Raw genomic sequence first — 21,471 nt, 5'->3', positions numbered from 1 at the left:
GAAAAAGGGAGGTATCTTATGATGCACTCTCAAATATCAAGAGCAATCGCAAATAGGAAATGAGCAAAGTGTATGATAATGCTAGCTTATTTTCATAAGTATAAAAATACCGCTACGCAAAGATGCCAATACGCAAAAATGTTGGTACGCAATGAACTCTATGCCTTATCACGAGCAACGATATAAAATAGGTATAGAAACAATAAGTAATATTTCTTTACTGAAAACGCGTACATGGTTAACATCATAGCATTCTTGTTCTTTACACAGAGATTAATTCTTTCTCTTGCTTTTGCAGTCAACAATAGCACATAACAAAAAATAGGATAAAAGCTAAAAAGAAGAGGTTAGATATGAAATTTTTTGTGGATAGCGCCAATATCGAAGAAATCCAAGAGTTACAGAATTTAAGCCTTGTTGATGGTGTCACCACCAATCCCTCTCTTATCCTAAAATCAGGACGCAATATTCTTGATGTTACAAAAGAAATTTGTGCTCTCATTAGCGGGCCTGTTTCTGCTGAAGTTGCAGCAACGGAATTTGAAAATATCATGAAAGAAGCGGCTGTTTTAGCAAAGATTGCCGACAATATTTGTATCAAGCTTCCTTTAACACTCGATGGATTAAAAGCCTGTAAAGCCCTCACAAAAGAAGGACTAAAAACAAATCTCACACTTTGCTTTTCTGCCAATCAAGCCTTACTTGCAGCCAAAGCAGGCGCGACATTTGTTTCGCCTTTTATTGGTAGACTTGATGATTGCGGAAATGATGGAAGTGAACTGCTTCATGAAATTCGCACAATTTATGATAACTATAACTTTGAAACACAAATCCTGGCCGCTTCAATCCGCACCGTTAATCATGTCAAAGAAGCAGCACTCAGTGGTGCTGACGTTGCAACAGTTCCACCAGCAATCTTAAAAGCACTGGTCAAACACCCTCTCACTGATAAAGGGTTGCAAATATTTCTCAACGACTGGAAAAAAACAGGACAAAATATTGCTTAATATCTAGAATTTTTATTGGAAAGATCTTTTGAAAGTAACAAAAAAATCTGTTCAGCCAACTCTTCAGCAACACGTTTTTTTGCATCTTCTTCTGCTTGCATCGTTGCATATTCTTGACGAAGTCGGTCAAAAGATGCATTCATCATTGCTGTTCCTTTTGCAACAAGAGTATTTTTCATATTCTGCAAAGTGTAAGAAGCTCTGCTCATAACAGTTCCAACAGAAGGTCGTCCTTTTCGTTTTTTCTCAAAATCAACCTCTATCTGCATAGATTCTCTTGTAGATACGGATATCTGCAATGCCAATCGATAAGCAGGTAGAGAAGGTTTACCACCATTTCCATACAAAAGAAACAGCAGATGATTGCGCACCATTTGACCAAAACGATCCGAAGGCTCTTCCACAACAATAGAGGCAAGCTTTTGCGCAAGCCCCAAAGAAGCTTGCCCAGAAACAGGATTCCTATAGGAAGTAGAATTCATTGTCATTGCACTCTGCAACTCTTGACGATAAAGCGGTTCAACTTTGCATCCACACAACAGTGTGAATACACCAGCTAAAACGACAAGAATCAAACTTTTAAAAAACGACATTCACAATCCTTTGTGGAACAATAATGATTTTTTTCACAGGCTTTTCAACCAGCTGTGCCTTTACAAAATCTAAAGCCAAAACCGCTTCTTTAATCATCGTTTCATTTGCTGTTGCTGCAACGCTCACCTCACCGCGTTTTTTACCATTAATTTGTACTGGCAAAGTATAGCATTCCGCAACGGTTAACGCACTGTCATAAACAGGCCAAGCAAGCGCAGACATTAAAGTTTTTCCCCCTAAAGCAGCATGACATTCTTCTGCTAAATGAGGCATCATCGGTGCAATCATGGCAAGAAAAAAATCCATGGCTTGACGTAAAGAAGCTTTCATTTCATCGTCAACACTTGCTATTTTGTTGAGCAACGGTGCCATAATATTCAAGAATTCATAAAGGCGTGCAATAGCCCGATTAAAAGCAAATTTTTCCAAATCATCTTCTACAGCGCAAAGCGTACGATGTGCAGCCTTTGAGAGTTCCAAAGCCGCCCCCTGATGCCCTGCACAAGGCGCCACATCCTTTAAAACAGAAGCACTCAAAGCTACACAACGCCAAACACGCTGTACAAAGCGATGGGCTCCTTCAACACCAGATTCTGTCCAGATGACATCCCGATCAGGGGGAGAATCTGACAACACAAACCAACGCACAGTATCAGCGCCATAGGATGCGATAATATCATCAGGATCAACGACATTCTTTTTGGATTTCGACATTTTTTCAATCGAACCAATCATCACTTCACTTTGATCAGTCAATTTATAAGCCTGTCGTTTTCCATCCTTTTCAACAATGGAAATTTCTGCTGGAGAAACCCACCCTTGATCATCCCGATAGGTTTCATGAACCACCATACCTTGGGTAAAAAGCCCCTTAAAAGGCTCATCAACAGTCACATGACCGATCAATTTCATGGCACGCATAAAAAAGCGTGCATAAAGAAGATGCAAAATGGCATGCTCAATTCCACCAATATATTGTTGCACAGGCAACCATTCAGAGATTGCTTGTTTGTCGATAGGTTCCTGCGCAAAAGGGGCCGTAAAGCGTGCATAATACCAAGAAGAGTCAACAAATGTATCCATGGTATCGGTTTCACGTTTGGCAGGTTGACCACAGGAAGGACAAGTAACATTCTGCCATGTTTCATGCCGTGCAAGAGGATTTCCAGGTTGATCAAAAGTAACATCATCAGGCAACACAACCGGTAAATCGGTGCGCGGCACAGGAATCACTCCACAAGATGTACAATGGATCATCGGAATGGGGCACCCCCAATAACGCTGCCGCGAAATCCCCCAATCACGCAAACGAAATTGCACTGTTTTTTTCCCTTGCGGTTGCCCATTGAGCATTTGTTTCTCAAGCCTTTTGGCTGCTTCTTCAAAAGCTTGTTGAGGCGTCAAACCATCCAAAAAGCTGGAATTGATCATCACACCATCACCCGTATAAGCTGTTTCAGCAATGACAAAATCTTCTGCTTGCTCTCCTTTTGGCAAAACCACCGGTTTTATTGGAAGATCATATTTACGCGCAAAATCGAAATCTCTCTGATCATGAGCCGGACAACCAAAAACAACCCCTGTTCCATAATCCATAAGTACAAAATTCGCGATATAAACAGGAATATGTACTGTTGAATCAAAAGGATGAACTGCCAAAAGAGGCGTGAGAAATCCTTGTTTTTCAGCTGTTTCAAGTGCTGCCGTTGTCGTTCCACCACACCGACAGTTTTCGATAAAAGCACTCAACGCTTTATCTTTCTTTGCCAAAGCTTGTGCAATGGGATGGTCAACAGACAGAGCTAAAAAAGAGGCGCCAAAAAGTGTATCAGGACGTGTTGAATAACAAACAACCTCATTAAACATCTCACAAACATCATCAACACCACTTGCATCATCAGCATCCGCACTCGACTTTAAAACCCAACGAATCAGTAAACCTTGTGATTTTCCAATCCAATTTTTTTGCATAGTGCGAACTTTTTCAGGCCACTGCTCCAGCTCTTCAAGCCCAGCCAAGAGCTCTTCACTAAAGTCGCTAATTTTGAAAAACCACTGTGTCAATTCACGCTGTTCCACCAACGCACCAGAACGCCATCCCCGCCCATCAACAACCTGCTCATTTGCCAAAACGGTGTGGTCAACAGGATCCCAATTCACCTTAGCCACTTTACGCGCAACCAACCCCTTTTGATAGAAATCAAGGAACAACATTTGTTGACGATGGTAATATTCCACATCACAAGTCGCAAATTCACGCGTCCAATCTAGTGAGAGCCCTAATTGCTTTAATTGCCCGCGCATCACAGCAATATTCTGATAGGTCCAAGTTTTAGGATGCACTTTACTCTGCAGAGCAGCATTTTCAGCCGGCATACCAAAAGCATCCCAGCCCATAGGATGAAGCACATTAAAACCCTTTGCCCTCTTATAGCGTGCCACCACATCCCCCATGGCATAATTGCGCACATGCCCCATGTGAATGCGGCCTGACGGATAAGGAAACATTTCTAAAACATAATATTTTTCACGAGCATCTTCTTGAACAGTCTGAAAAATTTTCTTTTCATCCCAAATTTCTTGCCATTTTTTTTCTCTCGCACGTGGATTATAGCGTTCGCCTATATTATAATGCCCAATCGTCATTCCCATTATACTCTTTTAATAAAACAGAACCAAAAACTTGTTTTATTATGCTTGACCATGGATTAACCTCATCGTCAACATTTTCGTGAAATTTTTTCCTAAGTATTTTATAAAACTTTTAAAAAAACGACCAACTCTTGAACAAAAAAGGTAAAGCACAAAAATATGAATACACAAACGCCCCTCGATGCCCCTTCCATTGAAGCATGGAAAAATCTTCAAAAAGACATTGCTGAAACATGCCAAGAGCTACAACGCCCTGTAGAAGAAATTGAACTTATCGCTGTTTCAAAAACTGTTTCTGCCACTGATATACGTCCCCTTTTACAAGCAGGCCAATCTTTGTTTGCAGAAAACCGCGTACAAGAAGCAGCACAAAAATGGCCTGCTTTACGTCAACAATTTGAAAATATTAAACTTCATCTCATCGGTCCCTTACAATCAAATAAAGCCGCCGAAGCTATCAAAATTTTTGATGTCATTCAAACGGTTGATCGTGAAAAAATAGCCAAAATTTTATCCGAAGAAATGCAAAAACAAAAAAGGCATCTTCCTTGCTATGTTCAGGTTAACATTGGCTTAGAACCGCAAAAAAGTGGTGTTGCACCGCAAGAAGCAACATCTTTTGTCAACCAATGCAAAAACAACTATGGACTTGATATCATCGGCCTTATGGGCATCCCCCCTGTCGATGAAAACCCCGGACCCTATTTCGCGCTCTTAGCAAAATTAGCAAAACAAGCAGGTCTTCCAAAGCTTTCCATGGGTATGTCCAGTGACTTCAAAACCGCTCTACAGTTTGGCTCTAACGTCCTTCGCATTGGCTCTGCTTTATTTGGAAAACGCCCTGTGTAAAGCAAATTTCCTTCATATAAATTCCCATTGAAAATTCTACGAACAAGCCAAAAACAGCAGAAATGAGAAAAAATATTTCCTTCAATATCAATAAAAAAGTAATTCTAGCAAAAAAGATTCCAGTCTCTCTTTCATCCTGTTAGCAAAATAAACATCTAAAATGCCCAATAGAGCACCAAGAGCCGCGCTAAACAACATGAATAGCAAACTATAAGATCACAACGATAGCATAGAGGCTTTCTATGCTCTACAAAGCGTAACATACGGTCAATATCCGCTTACGAATCCCGTGCATATGCGCATAATACATGCAGGCAAAACAATGGCAATGAAACCGATCCCAATAACGATATTTCTTTATCGTTATTCCTTTGTCGATTTCTTAAACAAAGAGAAAAAACTTCAATTTTTAATATACAAAATTTTTCTAAATTTAAACTTTAATTAAGAAAAAACATGGTATTATTACTTATATTTTAAAAAATTATAAGTAATATTACTATCTTATTAAGAAGAATTAATATGTTTGGTTCATTCAACACATTAGGTCATATGGCGACAAGTCATTCTTTGGGTCATTCGCACAATTCAAGACTTACTCATGGAAATGCATATAGTCCTAATGCTTTTATGTCTCACATGATTGCACAGGGTCTTGATCTTGCAATTGCAGGAGGGATAACCGGAGCAGCAATGGGTTCTATAACTGGTCCCTGTGCACTTATGGGTGGACTTACGGGCGCCACAACTGGTTTCTTCGGAGGTCTTGGTTTGGGTTTCGTACAGAAAGTTGGTGAGTGTTGGTTCTAATTTAGAGAGAATAACTATAAAGATATCTCTGAGGTTAGTAATTTTATAATTTTTTTCGAAAAAATATCTAAATTATATTATCTACAATTATGATTGAGACGGACTTCAGAGATATTTATAATTTATAATTATAATTTGGATTTCGTGATGACAGATTTTGCTTATAGCAACATTTTTTTGGTTTAATATATCTTTTTTATTATAATTTTATTTCTTATAGTTGGAAAGATTCTCTAAAAAAATCATTATTAATAAACTCAATATTCTTTCTTATTAGTCTTTTATTTAACTATATTGGTTTATATCAAATTATAAGTAATATTTTATAATGTATATTTTTAAATATTAATATTATACAGATACATATTTACAAATATGTATATTTAAGATAGCATTCAACGCTGTATGTTACAATTGCAACTTTTATGAAGGTACTTATAATGGATCTTATGGATCTTATGACTATTAGTGATACTCTTCTTCTTATTTATTTTTTTGGTTTCCTTTCTGTTTGGTGTATTTTGTAAATATAACGTTGATAATTTAAAATATATAATATTAAAAGCATTACACTAAAATTATTATTTATACATAATAATTTTTTATATTGTATTTTATACAAATACAATAGATGATTGCGAAATTATTCGCCGTATTAATTATATCTATTACTATATTTATTTTTTTAGAAAAAATTTTGTTACATTTAGAAAATATCATAACGGCATTATAGTCAGTTATTATGTTCTTTATTTCTAATAACTTATTTATATATTTGTGTTTATATTAATTAAAAAACAGTCAAATCGATAAATTACCCAGCATGTTTATAACACTGCTTTAAAGGATGATATTTTTAGGGCGTGCACAATCGGATAGTTAACTTGATTTTTTCCTTTCCCTAAAAAACAAGCAAGAATTAATTTTAGATTTTCAATGCGTTCCTAGCCTTAGATGGATCTTGAAGAAACATTTGTCCTTGCTCCCAATACCATTTCCTAGTATAATCGGTGAATGGCATAGCGCAAAACACTAAGTGTTAGTATTTTACATTTATGGAAGTAATAAATCTGTAGTGTGGTGATATTCGCCCTTCGAAAATGACTTTACAAATAATGCCGATAATCTACAAATCCCCATCTCCTTTTAACTTTTATATGAATTTGTTTTTAAAATTTAATTTCTTATCGGCACATAAAGAGCTCTCTCTACAACAATACGATCTTTTTGTATTTCTATACAATTTACAGCTCTTTATGACGATATACTTTGTCACACGTTACCCCCTAAAACAGCATAAAAAAGCTCTCTTAAAATATAAACGTAAAGACAAACACCGCTGATTTTAAAAATTGACTATTCTAATCTTTGTCATTTAGTCTAACCTCACAATGAAAAGCTTTTGGAAAACTCTGCCAAAAATATAAACATACGAAAGTATAGAGGCAAATTTTTCCAAACAATAAATTAAAAGAGGGACACATGACTGAAAAAATTTATTCAATATCAGAAGAAATCAAAAAAAATGCGCTTATCAATGAGGAGACCTATCAACAATGGTATCGAGAAAGCGTCAATGATCCAGAAAGCTTCTGGGCAAAACATGGACAATGCATTGAATGGTTTAAACCTTATACAAAAGTAAAAAACACTTCCTTTAATGGAGATGTATCAATAAAATGGTACGAAGATGGAATAACAAATGTTGCCTATAACTGCATTGATCGCCACCTGAAAACCCATGGAGACAAAATCGCGCTTATTTGGGAAGGAGATAATCCTTATCATGATAAAAAAATAACCTATAACGAGCTTTATGAACATGTTTGTCATTTTGCCAATCTTTTGAAAAGTCGTGGCATTAAGAAAGGCGATAAAGTAACCATTTATCTTCCCATGATTCCCGAAGCAGCCTATGCTATGCTCGCGTGTGCCCGCATTGGTGCCGTTCATTCGGTTATCTTTGCTGGCTTTTCTGCTGAGGCAATAGCAGGACGCCTTGTTGACTGCGAATCAACCTTCATCATTACCGCTGATCACGGCTTGCGTGGCGGCAAACGGATCAACTTAAAAGACAATGTTGATCATGCTATTGAGATAGCAGCACGCCAAAACGTGCATGTAGACCAAGTCATGGTTATACGGCGGACTTGTGGACCCATTCAATGGATAGAGGGGCGTGATTTCTGGTACCACGAAGAGATAGCTCATGCCAAAACAGACTGCCCACCAGAACCAATGAACGCTGAAGATCCGCTTTTTATTCTTTATACTTCAGGCTCCACCGGCAAACCCAAAGGTGTTTTGCATACCACAGCGGGCTATCTTGTTTATGCCGCAATGACACATCAATACGTTTTTGATTATCACCCTGATGAAATTTACTGGTGTACAGCTGATATTGGTTGGATTACCGGTCATTCTTACTTGGTTTATGGACCTTTATGCAATGGTGCGACCACTTTGATGTTTGAAGGCACACCAACCTTTCCTGACAAAGGAAGATTTTGGGAAATTGTCGACAAGCATCAAGTCAATACACTCTATACCGCACCAACAGCTATCCGCGCCTTAATGGGAGCAGGAAATTCGTTTGTTGAACACTCAAACAGGACGTCGTTGCGTCTTTTAGGCACGGTAGGAGAACCGATTAACCCAGAAGCATGGGAATGGTTTTATCATACAGTTGGAAATGACCGTTGTCCGATTCTCGATACATGGTGGCAAACGGAAACAGGGGGGCATATGATCACGCCCTTGCCCGGTGCAACCCCCCTCAAAGCAGGATCAGCCACACGTCCTTTCTTTGGTGTTCAACCTCAAATTGTTGACGCCCAAGGCAATACTTTAGAAGGTGAAGCAGAAGGCAATCTTTGTATCAGTGATTCATGGCCCGGACAAATGCGCACGCTTTATAAAGATCATGAGCGCTTTATTCAAACTTATTTTTCCTCCTATAAAGGAAGATATTTTACAGGCGATGGTTGTAGGCGCGATAGTGACGGCTATTACTGGATTACAGGGCGAGTTGATGACATTCTCAATGTCTCGGGCCACAGGTTAGGAACTGCTGAAATTGAATCAGCCCTTGTTTCTCATCCCGCTGTATCAGAAGCAGCTATTGTGGGTTACCCGCATCCCATTAAAGGACAAGGAATTTATAGTTTTGTGACCCTTATGGAAGGGACAGCGCCAAGTGAAGAATTGCAAAAAGACCTTATCAAGCATGTGAGACAAGAAATAGGTTCTATTGCCATATTGGATAAAATTCAATTTGCCCCGCAGCTTCCCAAAACGCGATCAGGGAAAATTATGAGACGTATTTTACGAAAAATCGCTGAAAACAACCTTGGTACTCTCGGAGATATTTCAACCCTTGCCGAACCACAAGTTGTTGAAGATCTGATTGCCAACCGACAAAATTAAAGAAACCACGAAGAAACACAACATACGGTGGTTTTTGTTTTTCTGCTAAAATTATCCTAGCATTGTTACGAAAACCACCCATGAGAATAAAAACAAAACAATTCATGGGAAGCTCAACAACTCTAACAACAAACGCTTTTCTTCATAACAAATAAGAAACAATTGAAAAAAACTTCATGATTGGAAGATGCTAAGATTGGAATATAAATGCGAATAGGAATAAAAAAGTGAGATAAAAAGAGCAACATAGCTTTTTAAAATCGCCCAGTACCCACTCAATGCAAAAAAGCCTCTGAGAAAGAAGGAAAAATAGTTCTGATGTTTATGCTAGAATCACTTTGAAATTCCTGCTAAAATCATAGATAAAGCTAAAAAGAGAAAGTATAAGTGATAATATTTTTGAGCAAAAATATTTATCTATAACGAGGGTGTATAAAAAATATTGAAAACCATGAAATCTAAAATAATCAAGCTTACAAAAAAATCTAAAGTAATGAAAGTAAGAGTTCTTAGAATAAATAATGCAATATAAAATCAGGAGTAATAATAAAAAGTGATTCATTTTGAAAATGTCGGTCTACGCTATGGAATGGGACCTGAGGTCCTTCGTGATATTAGCTTTCATATTCCTCCTGGATCATTTCAATTTCTCACTGGCGCCTCTGGAGCAGGGAAGACGTCGTTGATGCGTCTTATGTTTTTGGCAATCAAACCCACCCGCGGTCATATTGATCTCTTTGGAACAGACACAGCATTACTCAAACGACAAGAGCTCCCTGCGCTACGACAACGTATCGGTGTTGTTTTTCAAGATTTTCGTTTACTCGACCACATGACCACTTATGAAAATGTCTCCTTACCTTTACGCATTAAAGGACAAGAAGAGGCAACCTATCGCAGTGAAGTAGAAGATCTTCTCTGTTGGGTTGGTCTTGGAGATCATATTCATGTTTTACCACCAGTTCTTTCCGGCGGAGAAAAACAAAGGGTAGCCATTGCACGCGCGCTCATTGATCAACCTGAAATTCTACTTGCCGATGAACCAACCGGAAATGTCGATCCGCCCTTAGCAAAACGCCTACTCCGTTTGTTTATTGAATTAAATCGTTTTGGAACAGCTGTTATCATTGCTACCCATGATATTGCCTTAATGGAACAAGTTGCAGCACGGCGTATGCTTCTCCATAACGGACGGATGACGATTCATGAATAAGTCTTTCCCCATTTTTACAAGCAATAAAAAAAATACAACAGCGATTATTCCCAGTGGTAATATTTCTGGAAAAGCACTGGTTGCCGTGATTGCTATTATGACATTTCTTTCAAGCCTCACCTTAATCGGTGTTGATTTAGTCCAACGTGCCGCCCAAAATTGGAGTAATCAGATTAGCTATGAAGCAACAATACAAATACGCCCCATGGACAATATTGATATCAACAAAGCACTCCGTGATGCCGTCCAATTGATTAAAACATTTTCTGGTGTACAAGATGCAAAAATTGTTGACCAAAAAGCTACCGAAAAGTTACTGGAACCATGGCTTGGAACAGGCTTTAATGTCAATGAACTACCCCTTCCCCGCCTTATCATTGTAACCCTGAAAGAGGATGAAAAAATCAATTTTGCAGCCATTAATCACGCCATTAAAACCCAAATTCCAGGAGGTCAATTTGATGATCACCGTGTTTGGGTCCATCGTTTTGCAACCATGGCACACACCACTGTTTTCATCGGTTTTTCAATTTTAGCATTGGTTCTAGGCTCTCTTATTCTTACCATCATTTTTACCACCCGCAATGCATTGGCAGAAAATGCGCATATTATCAATGTCTTATATTTCCTTGGTACTGAAACTCTTTTCATTGCCCGCCAATTTGACTGGCATTTTTTTAAAACTGCGCTGCGTGGTGCTTTATATGGTGGTCTCACAAGCATATTTCTGTTTTTAGCCTTTTGTCTCTGGACGAATTATAACTTGGGAAGAGTGGAAGCTAGCCAAGTAACAGCTTTGTTTGGACATATTTCCATAAGTTCCATTCCTTACGGAAAAATCATTTTTCTTATTATTTTCGTTTCTTTTCTTACCACTCTTACAAACCGCATGACTATTTTAGCGCAACTGAAAAAAATCGATCAATGTGAAAATGGTTTATTTTAATTTTATGACTCACCACTCCTACCATTCCAAATCGTTGAAGCAAAACAATTTAGAACGTCCTCTTCCAAAACAACCCCACTATCGTTGGTCTGTGTGCTTTTTATTTCGCTATTTTCCACCGACAACACTTACTCTTGCAATCATTGTTTTCATTTTCTGGGGCGGTTTTATTGTTTTTTCTGAAAAAACTGAACGACTTTCTCCCCCAAAGCCTCTCCCCAAAGCTGATGCCATCATTGTGCTTACAGGCGGAGAAAACCGAATAGAGACAGGAATCCATCTCTTACAAAAGGGGCTTGGTTCACGACTCCTTATCAGTGGCGTAAACGCCACAACCAATCTGAAAGGTTTCATGCATAACAGGCATATTACCCCACGGCTTGTCTCCTGTTGTATTGACATTGGGCATCAAGCGATTAACACCCAAGGGAACGCTAAAGAAAGTGCTGCTTGGATCAAAAAACACCACTATAAAACCCTTTATATCGTCACCCATGATTACCATATGTGGCGCTCGATGCGAGAACTTAAGTATTTAATGCCTGATATCCATTTCATTGCTTATCCTGTTAAAAAGAGCAATGCTGAAAGCGCAATACAACAGATCAATCAAATCCGCATTCTCATATTCCAATATATTAAAACGCTCCAAGTCTATATCAGAACCGCATTCTAATCTTTATCCTTCTGACTTTTTTAAAAACCTTGCCACCCACGAACCGCTTCATACCGTTCTTTCCATAGCCTTCCACACGAGGTTGCCTCTATAAAAGCTCGACAGAGCTACCCTCATATAACACAGAATACCCCATACACGTATCACTGTATTGCACATTCACCCAAAGACATTTCTCACATCCCAAACATATCTCACAGCACGGGATCTGTACATGCCATCTCAATATATAAGCTCTTGTAAATAGAGCGCCCAGACAACTATAAGATCTCCCGACTTGTTATAGAGATCTATTTATACCACCCTCTTTACGCTTCATAAAAAATGCAATTACCCCATCCTATATTTTACCGCCCCCAATATTACGATAGCTCTTACGCCACTTGGGATAATTGGTAAGAGATATGCTTTCGCCTTTTTTAAACACGAGCATACCAACCTCGTATGACATGAAAAGAAGTAATTTTAATAGATTTAAAATAAGAAAATTTATGATACTTAGATTTCTCATTCAACAGAGAGAAGCTTAAACTATCATTATAAACCAATATATTAGTAATAATCTCTTCATTCAACAAAGCATCTTCATAAGGGCATTTTAGATCACAGATAGGAATAAGCTCAAAACGCACACCACCATGAACATCCCACACTTTTTATCGCAATCTTTTTTGAAATCATTTCCCACTAAAAACACTTTTTGTTTGGCTGCCTCCCCAAAAAAGAACGAAAATTTTTAAACTCTAGCAATCTGTAAACAATAACAATCCAGCTTCTTGTCTAATGCGTTCTCCCTGCTCACTTCCAATCACCCCCGCTCAAAGGACAGATTTCATGAGAGTTGTGATTTCCTTCCAACATCTCAAAGGACGATGATTCCCATCAGCAACGGTTTGTAAACAATCCTACTTCTCTGGGCAGGTTCCTCTCTGCTTCCCCATTTATATGGTTTACTCACATAAGACTCAACGAACAAGCTCTGCTTAAAGCTATTCATCACGGTCGCTAAAGCGCATGCGTCATCATTTTATCCGTCTACTACCTAAGATGTTTTATCACATGCAACACATTGATTTATAAGGAAAATTTATACGCTACAACTTGAATGAGATCTCTCAATATCATCAGATTCTCTCATTTTAAATCTATTCTCTGTTGAATCAATAAAAACCATTTTCTTGCACATCACAAAGGACTTGCACATCACAAGGGAAGAGAGCTTGCGTGGCGTAAAACTGTACAAGAAAGGCATGCCTCTTATGTACTTGTCTCAAGTGCCAAAAGCTGTCGCAATACCCACGAGCTGGCAAAGTGTATGATAGTGCCAGTTTGTTACGACACAGCGCTGTTTTACCGCACAATGGATAACTTAACCTTTTCAGTTTCTCTCACTTCCAATTTTGGAAGACTGCGAACAATTTTCATTGTTTCCAAGCTTACAGTAATAACCCGCTGAAACAATTCCAGAGGATAGGCCGGATTACCCACCGTTTCAACAGCATAGCGATTAGCATCATTCACAATCCCGCTCGCTTTGTCCGTTTTGACAATCTGCCGTTCCATAACCCATTCAAGAGCAGACCTGCCATTGACTATATACTCATAAGCTTCAAGAGGAATATTCTGCATCGTAATATGCGCATTATAAATCACTGTGCTTTTATCAATAGCGCCACGCTTACCAGCAAATTTCATCGCTTCAACACGATAGAAACTCTTCTCATCAGAAATCATCCAAGTTCTTGGATCACCCTGTTTATAGGTAACAGGATAGGGCTCAACCTCTTCATAATCCATATGCAAATCACCAAGCTTTCGCCCCGCTGTTACAAAAGCCCAAAAATCCTCTACTTTTTTAACTGTTGGGATACGTGGTAATTGTTTAGACAAATTATGGGCATAACGCGCACGATAATCTTCAGAATGCAAAATCCCATAAACATAATAAAACAAATCATCCTTTGTTATCATTTCACCAGGATATGCTGCCTTAAAATATGCCAACCCTTCATCCGTGAGTGCATCACGCCGCTGCAAACCAGTTTCTTTGCTTTCCTCTGCAAAATTTGCAAACAAATGAACCTGATCCTTCTCTTTATCTCCTAAGGACTCAGCATCTTCATAAATATATCTTGGAAAACACTGACCAGTATCCATTGTATGAAGATTGGATAAATAATTAGTCATCAGAACAGAAAAACCACTACTTGCTCCAACTCCCGTAACTTGTATTACCCTGTTTTCAACCGCTGTTTCCATAGGGAATATACGCGGCATTTGATAAACTCTCTCATTAAAGGTGCGACTATAGTAAAGCCACTGTCGTGTAAAAGGACGATAAAGACTTTGCACTAAGCAATTACTTTCAAAGTCAGAAAACTTTCCTCTTACCAATTCTTCTTTAAGGCTACTACTCCAGCTGATTTTCCTTGCATCTAAATTTACGAAATCATTCACAGCATTTGCACGCACTTTGCGGTCAGAATGCGCATAAACATTATTAAAACGTTTCACTTCATTGTTATAAAAAGTTATCGTGTTACGCATATTCTTCGCTAAAGCTCCACGGCTTGAATTATATGCCCAAGCATCGCGAGTAGTTATAATCCCACGAGAAAACGTTTCAAAGAGTTTTTTATCACTGCCCTTCTTATCACCTAAGGCCAGAAATTTTTCAAAATCACTGTTGCGCTGATTCAACCAATCGCCATGCTCATCTGGTGTAATCATCTGCCAGCCTTGTGCACGCTTGATCCCACCAACACTATTCAACCGCTGAAGTTGAGATAATTTCTCTTTTGTCGTGAGATTATCACCAATATCGTAATAGTGAATTTTGCAATGCTCCATGACATTTGGATTTTTAATAAATAGTGTCACAGCAATTCCTGCCATACTTCCACTTCCGAAAACATTTTGCCCTTCTTGAGCACGTCCTTTGCTCATCATATTTTTGCGAATATCACCACGCAAATTGAGAACATAAATGCTTGAAAATTCTTCACTCAATTCTTTTCGTAAGCCATTCGTAGAATATCCATTGATAAAACCTGAATTTGTCACAAAACCAACAACACCACAGTCTTTTATACGGTCACTTGCCCAGCGAATGGCACGAATATAACTATCATAAAGTCCATTAACATTACTCGCTTTGGATTGAGCAGCATAAGTTTCACGGATACGACGGTCCAATTTAGGATAGCCAATATTTTTCGCATTGTCGTTTTCACTTTTTTGCCCAGAAGAATAAGGAGGGTTGCCAACAATAACACGAATATCCAGTTCCTTCTGGCGTGATCGGCGTGTGCTATTATCCACCAGCAAATCACTGATCAGGTCCTTTTCTTGCTCATAAAGCTGGAATGTATCAGTTAAACAAATTCCCTCAAAGGGAACATAATCTCCCCCCATCAGACCATGATAGGTCGTCTCAATATTAATGGCTGCAATATAATAAGCTAAAAGCACAATCTCATTGGCATGAATTTCATGACAAAATTTGTGTTTCATTTCCTCTGGCTTTATCAGACCCGATTGTAAAAGCCGCGTGATAAAAGTTCCCGTTCCTGTAAAGGGATCCATGATGTGCACACCAGATGAGCCAAGCGTTTGCCCAAATTCTTGCTCTAAGACATCATTGACAGAGTGCAGAATAAAATCCACAACCTCAACGGGGGTATAAACAATGCCTAATTTTTCTACAGTACGTGGAAAAGCATAACGGAAAAACTTATCGTAAAGCTCTATAATCAACCTCTGTTTTGCTTTTGGATCCGTAATTCCACTGGCTCGTAATTTTACACTTTCATAAAATTTCTCCAGATCTTTGGATTCCTTATCAAGGTTTGCCTCATCAAGCACATCAAGAATACGCTGCATAGCACGCGAGACAGGATTCTCACGTGTGAACTGATACCCTTCAAACAACACCTGAAAGACAGGACGCGTGATAATATGCTGTGCCAACATCTCAATCGCATCAGCTTCTGTAACAGCATCATTTAAATCATCACGCAGTTCTGCCACAAACCTGTCAAAGGCTTGACGCGCCTCAGTATCTGGCTCTGCCAGAATACCTGTTAAACGCGTGATATGATTCTTAGCAATTTCAGCAATGTTGCTCGCCCAATCTTCCCAATAATCACGTGTCCCACATTTCTTGACGATCTTTGCCAAAATTGCACGAGAAAGTTCATCTACGCAGAAAGAAAGCTGCCCTTGTATTTTCTCTGTACGAATTAAATCATATTCCGGTGCTCCAATTCCCGCTCGTGCAGGCTGTGAGCGTAGTGGAAGATTGTCTACAACAGCTGTAACAGCCTGTAACTCAGTGCTCTGTGTGACGCCAATAATCTCAATCACATTGCTGATATCTTGGCTCAGCGATGCCTTATTAATCGTCGCATCAAAACGATCATCATGCGCACGCAAAGCATTTAAAATTTGCCAAACAACCCGATATTTATCATTGTTGTTCAAAGCCTGTTCCACTGGAATCCCAGAGGGAATACCAATTGGCAAAATGACATACCCCATCTTTTTGCCCTCAGACCGACGCATCACCCGCCCAACCGCTTGCACAACATCAATCTGGCTCTTACGTGGATTTAAAAACATGATCGCATCCAGAGCCGGAACATCCACCCCCTCAGACAAACACCGTGCATTGGTCAAAATACGACAAGCATCCTCACCACTATCAGCTTTCAGCCAATCAAGTAATGCACCACGATTCTTCGCATTGAAAGTGCCATCAACATGCTCAATTTCACACTTCAGAAAATGCTCTTTTTCCGTATTCTTTTTTGTATAATCAAGATATTCTCTAACAACCGCAGAAAATTCATCACGCACCAGTTCAGAACTTTTAATAGTCTTACAAAACGCTAAAGCACGATGCATAGGGTTTAGATCCGCACCAACATCAGCCTTCAGATCTTGTTTTGTCAAAGCCTTATAACAGCCAATAATCTTCGTTGCATCATCAAGAACAAGCTCAGACTGGTCATCACTAAGACGCTTCTGAACAGCTGAACTGACTAATTGTTCGTCCACTGCTAAGACAATAACCTTATAATCCGTTAAAAGATCATTTTGTACTGCCCATGAAAAACCCCGATAAAAAAGTGTTTTACCAAAAAGCTTTTCATCATCCATCGAAGCAAGAACAGCATTAACTTCATTCGCGCGACTTTTTGCGTTATCACCAAAAATGCGTGGTGTCGCTGTCATATAAAGGCGATTCTTGGCACAAATAACATCATTAGAATGCACCTTAACAAAATTGGATTCATCCTCTCCCACCAGCGTTGCCCCTGTTGTACGGTGCGCTTCATCACAAATGATAAGATCAAATATTGGCAAACCATACTTTTTCTGAGCATCCGCAACCACCTGAATCGAGTGATAGGTTGCAAACACAACGGTCATCTTATCTGCAACACTCTTACCCGCCTGTTCTGCAAGTTTAGCAGCATCGGTTGTCGCCGGAAAAGCAAGATCAAACACATCAATTTCAGCAACATCATCACTATTTTTACGACGCTTTCCCACTTGTGTATCTGAACAAACAGCAAAGGATCTCAATCCGATTTCCGCATCTGTTGTCCATTCACGAACCGTCTGTGCCATCAGTGCCAAGGAAGGAACAAGAAACAGAACAAACTTGCCTTCACCCGCCAAATCCTCAGCAATTTTAAGACTGGTAAATGTCTTACCAGTACCACAAGCCATAATAAGCTTACCCCGATCTGCTTGAGCAAGCCCAGCACGCACATCACGCAACGCCTCCTGCTGATGTGGACGGATTTTCTTTTTATCCTCCAACACAATTTTACCCTGGGCTGCAAAAGTTTCCCAATGGATCGGACTTTGTTGTATATCGGAAAGATTAATCCGTATAACGGGAATATCCTGCCCCCGTATCATTGTTTCAGCGTTATCACTCCAAGCACTTTCAGTGCTATCTATAATAACACGCCGCTTGAATGGAGCTTTCCCTGATGCCGAAATAAAACTATCAATATCTGCTTTTCTAATTCGATATGCTGCATCATAAAATTTACATTGGATTGCCGCAAAACCCTCTTCATTACGAATCTTTGCCACAAGATCGATACCAGTATCACGTCCATCCCAATCATTTTCACTAGCCCAATCTTTAAAGGTTTGAACCTTTTCATAACACCCAGACTGAAGAGGATCATGTGTCAGATAAGCAAGAGCAAAACGCTCAAAATACGTACCTTTTTCCCGTTCGGTACGCGCTTCGTCACGATATGTCTGTAAAAGCGATTGCAGCGTCATGCTTCCCCCCAATGAAAAATACTTTCAATTATCGAGTCTAGCCAAATTGGTCAATGCCTATTATTTCCCCCAAAAGACTTTAGATAACTCGATTTACTGAATGAACCAATATTTATAATGGAATATGTACTAAACAAAACAAATGAATAAAGTTTTACTTATCAACAAAAGAATAGAATCTGCTCTTCCCACATCCCTGATAAATATCATGTAATCACGCACAAGAATGTAGAGATTTGCTTCATTATTTTGATGAGCTTTTTTTGATATTTATCTATTGAAAATAGTTTAAGCTCATATTCAGGAGGTGCTAAACGCAATTAAAGTATATCATAAAACCAATAACCAGCTATACCAATACACATAATAATGAATACAGCAATTAACATTCCCAGCAACATGAGCCCATAAGTGTATTCATCTCGTTCTCCCTACAAAACTGGAGCTTCGTAAAAACCTATATCTCCGTCGCATAAAGCTATAAAGCCATAAAGAATCTTAAAACCAAACGTTACCAATACCAACGCCCCTCCCTTTGCCATACAATTTGTGAGAAAAAACAGGGTAACGAATAAACAAAAGGAAAAGAAAAACTATAGAAGACCAACTCGCCTCGTATACCCGTTCGTTTTTTTGGGATATAAGCTGTTTTTCGTTTAAATTTTCTTCTTTTTTTATCTTGTTTGTTAACAGATATACACTCCACTTCCCCTCTTACTTTTAGGTTAAAATCCTAAAGTTATCGCGCCTTGTATTTTGTATAGCTATAAAAATACAAGGGAAATTTATTCATGATACGTTGTGCCGTAAAACTTCATCCTTTAACGTTATATAAAGCGCGCTCCATTTAACGAACAAAGCGTTTTCTAAAATAGAACAGCGAATAATGCTAAACTTTTCCCATCCATGTTTCGCTTCATAAACGCTTCTTCCAAGTGGAAAACATCACAACAAACATGCCCTACAATTGATAAAGCTTAATCGCGTGAAAGAGCGACAACAGGGTCAAGCCGTGAAGCTTGCCGCGCTGGAGAAAAACCAAAACAGATTCCAATGAGGGTTGAAAAAGTAAGGGATAAGATGATCGAATCAATCGTATAAACCAAGTGGATAGGCGCTTTAAACAGAAGAAATAAACCACCGATAGAAAGCCCAAGCAAGATCCCCAAACCACCACCAATGACACAAACCAACACCGCTTCAATGAGAAACTGCTGCAAAATATCACTTTGGCGTGCACCAACTGCCATACGCACACCAATTTCATTGATCCGCTCAGAAACGGTGACCAGCATAATATTCATCACCCCAATACCACCCACAATTAGGGAAATAGCTGCAATTGAAGAAATTAAAAGTGTTAAGATATGTGTACTCTCCATGATACGTTCACGAAAGAATTCTGAATTTCTAATGAAAAAATCTTCTCCACCATGCCGCATAATGAGAAAACGTTTCACCATGTTTTCCGCTAAATGTGAATCGACATCATCAGCAATCCTAACGGTAATCGCACGAACTTCTGTTGTGCCAAGAAAACGCGTTTGCACTGTTGTATAGGGCAAATAAAGCTGTAATGTATTTGATGTATTTCCATTTGCGTTATTTTGCGAATCAACAACACCAATAATGCGCGCTGGAACATTACCCACAAGCACCACTTTGCCAAGGGGACTTTCATGGCTATGGGGAAAAAGAACAGACAATGCTTCTTTCTCAATCACGAGATCAACCGCCCGATCATGCACACTTTTTTGATCAAAAAACTGTCCTTTGAAAACTTTAAGCCCCTGTGTCTGAAAGAATTGTTCTCCCACCCCCACAATGACGGCATTGACTTCAACTGCACCAAAACGCACTTTCGAACTTGTTGAAATCTGAGGCGTTACACCAGAAACATAAGGTAACCCAGACAAGGCTTCTGCATCAGCTTCAACAAGAGTTGTTATTTTCTCTGCTTGTGGATCAGAAAAACTTTTGCCAGGTAAAATTGTTAATGTATTAGCACCCAAGCTTTTAAAATTTTCCAAAATTTTCTCTCGTGTACCATTTCCCAAAGCCACCATAGCAATAATCGCCCCAATACCGATAATCACCCCAAGCATTGTTAAAAAAGTTCGCATTCGATGTGCATTCATTGCCAACAAAGCCATAATAAATGCCTCACGAAACCGCTCAACAAAAGACCGAAAAGAGCCAAGCTGTTGTTTAACTTTTAGTTTCTGTTTTTCATAAAAAGATTGACTATCCGTTTTTATTTTTGCCCCCGCTGCTCTTTTCTTTGCAACCTTTGTCATACTGTCAGCAATAATTTCTCCATCACTGATTTCGATAATACGCTCTGCTCTTTTGGCCACCTGCATATCGTGAGTTACAATGATAATAGTACGACCTTCTTGATGAAGCTCATCCAAAATACGCAACACTTCCTGTCCACTCTGTTTATCCAGTGCACCAGTTGGCTCATCGGCAAGAATAACCTCCGCATTATTCATCAACGCTCGAGCAATAGACACCCGTTGTTGCTGACCACCTGAGAGTTGATTTGGACGATGATTCACCCGATCGCCCATGCCCAAGCGCGTTAAAAGATCTTGTGCACGCTTTTTCCTTGCTTCCACAGCACATCCTGCATAAATAGCCGGAATTTCAACATTCCCAAGAGCTGTCAACTCATTCAACAAATGATAGCGCTGGAAAATAAAACCAAAATGATTGCGCCGCAAAGCCGATAATTCATCAGCTGAAAGAGAAGCTGTTTCTTTCCCTGCAATCCAATAACGACCAGAAGTTGCTCGATCAAGACAACCTAAAATATTCATCAATGTGGATTTTCCTGAACCAGAAGCTCCCACAATCGCTACCATTTCACCGCGCTTAATGGTAAGATTGATGTCCTTCAAAACAGTAACAAATGTTTCGCCCGCTGGAAATTTACGTACAATATTTTCCAACACAAGGACAGCATCTGCTTGGTTTGTGTTCATGG

Annotated in this window: 12 protein-coding genes; 7 read left to right on the top strand and 5 right to left on the bottom strand. The window is 39.1% G+C overall.

Annotation, left to right across the window (positions count from 1 at the left end):
- The first annotated feature begins 353 nt into the window (after positions 1-353).
- Positions 354-1,007: a fructose-6-phosphate aldolase gene (fsa, locus tag ACFIKR_RS01380; protein WP_375620026.1), complete on the top strand. Its 654-nt coding sequence runs from the start codon at positions 354-356 to the stop codon at positions 1,005-1,007.
- On the opposite strand, the gene lptE is transcribed toward fsa, so the two are convergent.
- Both lptE and leuS read right to left on the bottom strand, forming a co-directional pair.
- Positions 1,004-1,600, bottom strand: coding sequence for an LPS assembly lipoprotein LptE (gene lptE, locus ACFIKR_RS01375; protein ID WP_375658538.1), 597 nt, complete (start codon positions 1,598-1,600; stop codon positions 1,004-1,006). The two genes, fsa and lptE, sit on opposite strands and share 4 nt — an antisense overlap.
- Positions 1,587-4,247 carry a leucine--tRNA ligase gene (leuS, locus tag ACFIKR_RS01370; RefSeq protein WP_375658703.1) on the bottom strand — a complete coding sequence of 887 codons (2,661 nt, stop codon included), beginning with the start codon at positions 4,245-4,247 and terminating at the stop codon, positions 1,587-1,589. The genes lptE and leuS overlap by 14 nt, the downstream gene beginning before the upstream one ends.
- 165 nt (positions 4,248-4,412) lie before the next feature.
- On the opposite strand from leuS, the gene ACFIKR_RS01365 reads away from it, so the two are divergent.
- The 6 genes from ACFIKR_RS01365 to ACFIKR_RS01340 all read left to right on the top strand — a co-directional run bounded on the left by ACFIKR_RS01365 (position 4,413) and on the right by ACFIKR_RS01340 (position 12,173).
- Positions 4,413-5,102 carry a YggS family pyridoxal phosphate-dependent enzyme gene (locus ACFIKR_RS01365; protein WP_375658537.1) on the top strand — a complete coding sequence of 230 codons (690 nt, stop codon included), beginning with the start codon at positions 4,413-4,415 and terminating at the stop codon, positions 5,100-5,102.
- A gap of 522 nt (positions 5,103-5,624) precedes the next feature.
- Positions 5,625-5,912: a hypothetical protein gene (locus ACFIKR_RS01360; RefSeq protein ID WP_375658536.1), complete on the top strand. Its 288-nt coding sequence runs from the start codon at positions 5,625-5,627 to the stop codon at positions 5,910-5,912.
- Positions 5,913-7,394: 1,482 nt separating this feature from the next.
- Positions 7,395-9,338 carry an acetate--CoA ligase gene (gene acs / locus ACFIKR_RS01355; protein ID WP_375658535.1) on the top strand — a complete coding sequence of 648 codons (1,944 nt, stop codon included), beginning with the start codon at positions 7,395-7,397 and terminating at the stop codon, positions 9,336-9,338.
- A 553-nt stretch (positions 9,339-9,891) separates the two neighbouring features.
- On the top strand, positions 9,892-10,551 hold the full coding sequence (gene ftsE, locus ACFIKR_RS01350; protein ID WP_015856996.1) for a cell division ATP-binding protein FtsE: 660 nt from the start codon (positions 9,892-9,894) through the stop codon (positions 10,549-10,551).
- Positions 10,544-11,497: a cell division protein FtsX gene (locus ACFIKR_RS01345; RefSeq protein ID WP_375658534.1), complete on the top strand. Its 954-nt coding sequence runs from the start codon at positions 10,544-10,546 to the stop codon at positions 11,495-11,497. Before ftsE ends, ACFIKR_RS01345 begins: the two co-directional genes overlap by 8 nt.
- A complete protein-coding gene (locus ACFIKR_RS01340; RefSeq protein WP_375658533.1) occupies positions 11,484-12,173 on the top strand; it encodes a YdcF family protein in 690 nt (229 codons plus the stop codon). The genes ACFIKR_RS01345 and ACFIKR_RS01340 overlap by 14 nt, the downstream gene beginning before the upstream one ends.
- 419 nt (positions 12,174-12,592) lie before the next feature.
- On the opposite strand, the gene ACFIKR_RS01335 is transcribed toward ACFIKR_RS01340, so the two are convergent.
- The 3 genes from ACFIKR_RS01335 to ACFIKR_RS01325 form a co-directional block, all read right to left on the bottom strand.
- A complete protein-coding gene (locus tag ACFIKR_RS01335; RefSeq protein WP_375658532.1) occupies positions 12,593-12,826 on the bottom strand; it encodes a hypothetical protein in 234 nt (77 codons plus the stop codon).
- A 697-nt stretch (positions 12,827-13,523) separates the two neighbouring features.
- On the bottom strand, positions 13,524-18,482 hold the full coding sequence (locus ACFIKR_RS01330) for a DEAD/DEAH box helicase (RefSeq protein ID WP_375658531.1): 4,959 nt from the start codon (positions 18,480-18,482) through the stop codon (positions 13,524-13,526).
- Positions 18,483-19,459: 977 nt separating this feature from the next.
- Entirely contained in the window at positions 19,460-21,469 is a 2,010-nt protein-coding gene (locus ACFIKR_RS01325; RefSeq protein ID WP_375635487.1) for a MacB family efflux pump subunit, read from the bottom strand.
- Positions 21,470-21,471: the final 2 nt, after the last annotated feature.

The sequence above is a fragment of the Bartonella sp. MR30HLJHH genome (assembly GCF_042194195.1).
Taxonomy (GTDB): Bacteria; Pseudomonadota; Alphaproteobacteria; order Rhizobiales; family Rhizobiaceae; genus Bartonella; species Bartonella grahamii.
Note: the sequence above shows the minus strand (reverse complement) of the source record. Positions and strands in the feature narration are given on the sequence as shown.

Bases quoted from the DNA above. Each gene is read 5' to 3' on its own strand.
- fsa (WP_375620026.1), top strand. From the start codon at position 354: ATGAAATTTTTTGTGGATAGCGCCAATATCGAAGAAATCCAAGAGTTA.
- leuS (WP_375658703.1), bottom strand. From the start codon at position 4,247: ATGACGATTGGGCATTATAATATAGGCGAACGCTATAATCCACGTGCG.
- ACFIKR_RS01325 (WP_375635487.1), bottom strand. From the start codon at position 21,469: ATGAACACAAACCAAGCAGATGCTGTCCTTGTGTTGGAAAATATTGTA.
- ACFIKR_RS01330 (WP_375658531.1), bottom strand. From the start codon at position 18,482: ATGACGCTGCAATCGCTTTTACAGACATATCGTGACGAAGCGCGTACC.
- lptE (WP_375658538.1), bottom strand. From the start codon at position 1,600: ATGTCGTTTTTTAAAAGTTTGATTCTTGTCGTTTTAGCTGGTGTATTC.
- ACFIKR_RS01340 (WP_375658533.1), top strand. From the start codon at position 11,484: ATGGTTTATTTTAATTTTATGACTCACCACTCCTACCATTCCAAATCG.
- ACFIKR_RS01345 (WP_375658534.1), top strand. From the start codon at position 10,544: ATGAATAAGTCTTTCCCCATTTTTACAAGCAATAAAAAAAATACAACA.
- ACFIKR_RS01360 (WP_375658536.1), top strand. From the start codon at position 5,625: ATGTTTGGTTCATTCAACACATTAGGTCATATGGCGACAAGTCATTCT.
- ACFIKR_RS01365 (WP_375658537.1), top strand. From the start codon at position 4,413: ATGAATACACAAACGCCCCTCGATGCCCCTTCCATTGAAGCATGGAAA.
- acs (WP_375658535.1), top strand. From the start codon at position 7,395: ATGACTGAAAAAATTTATTCAATATCAGAAGAAATCAAAAAAAATGCG.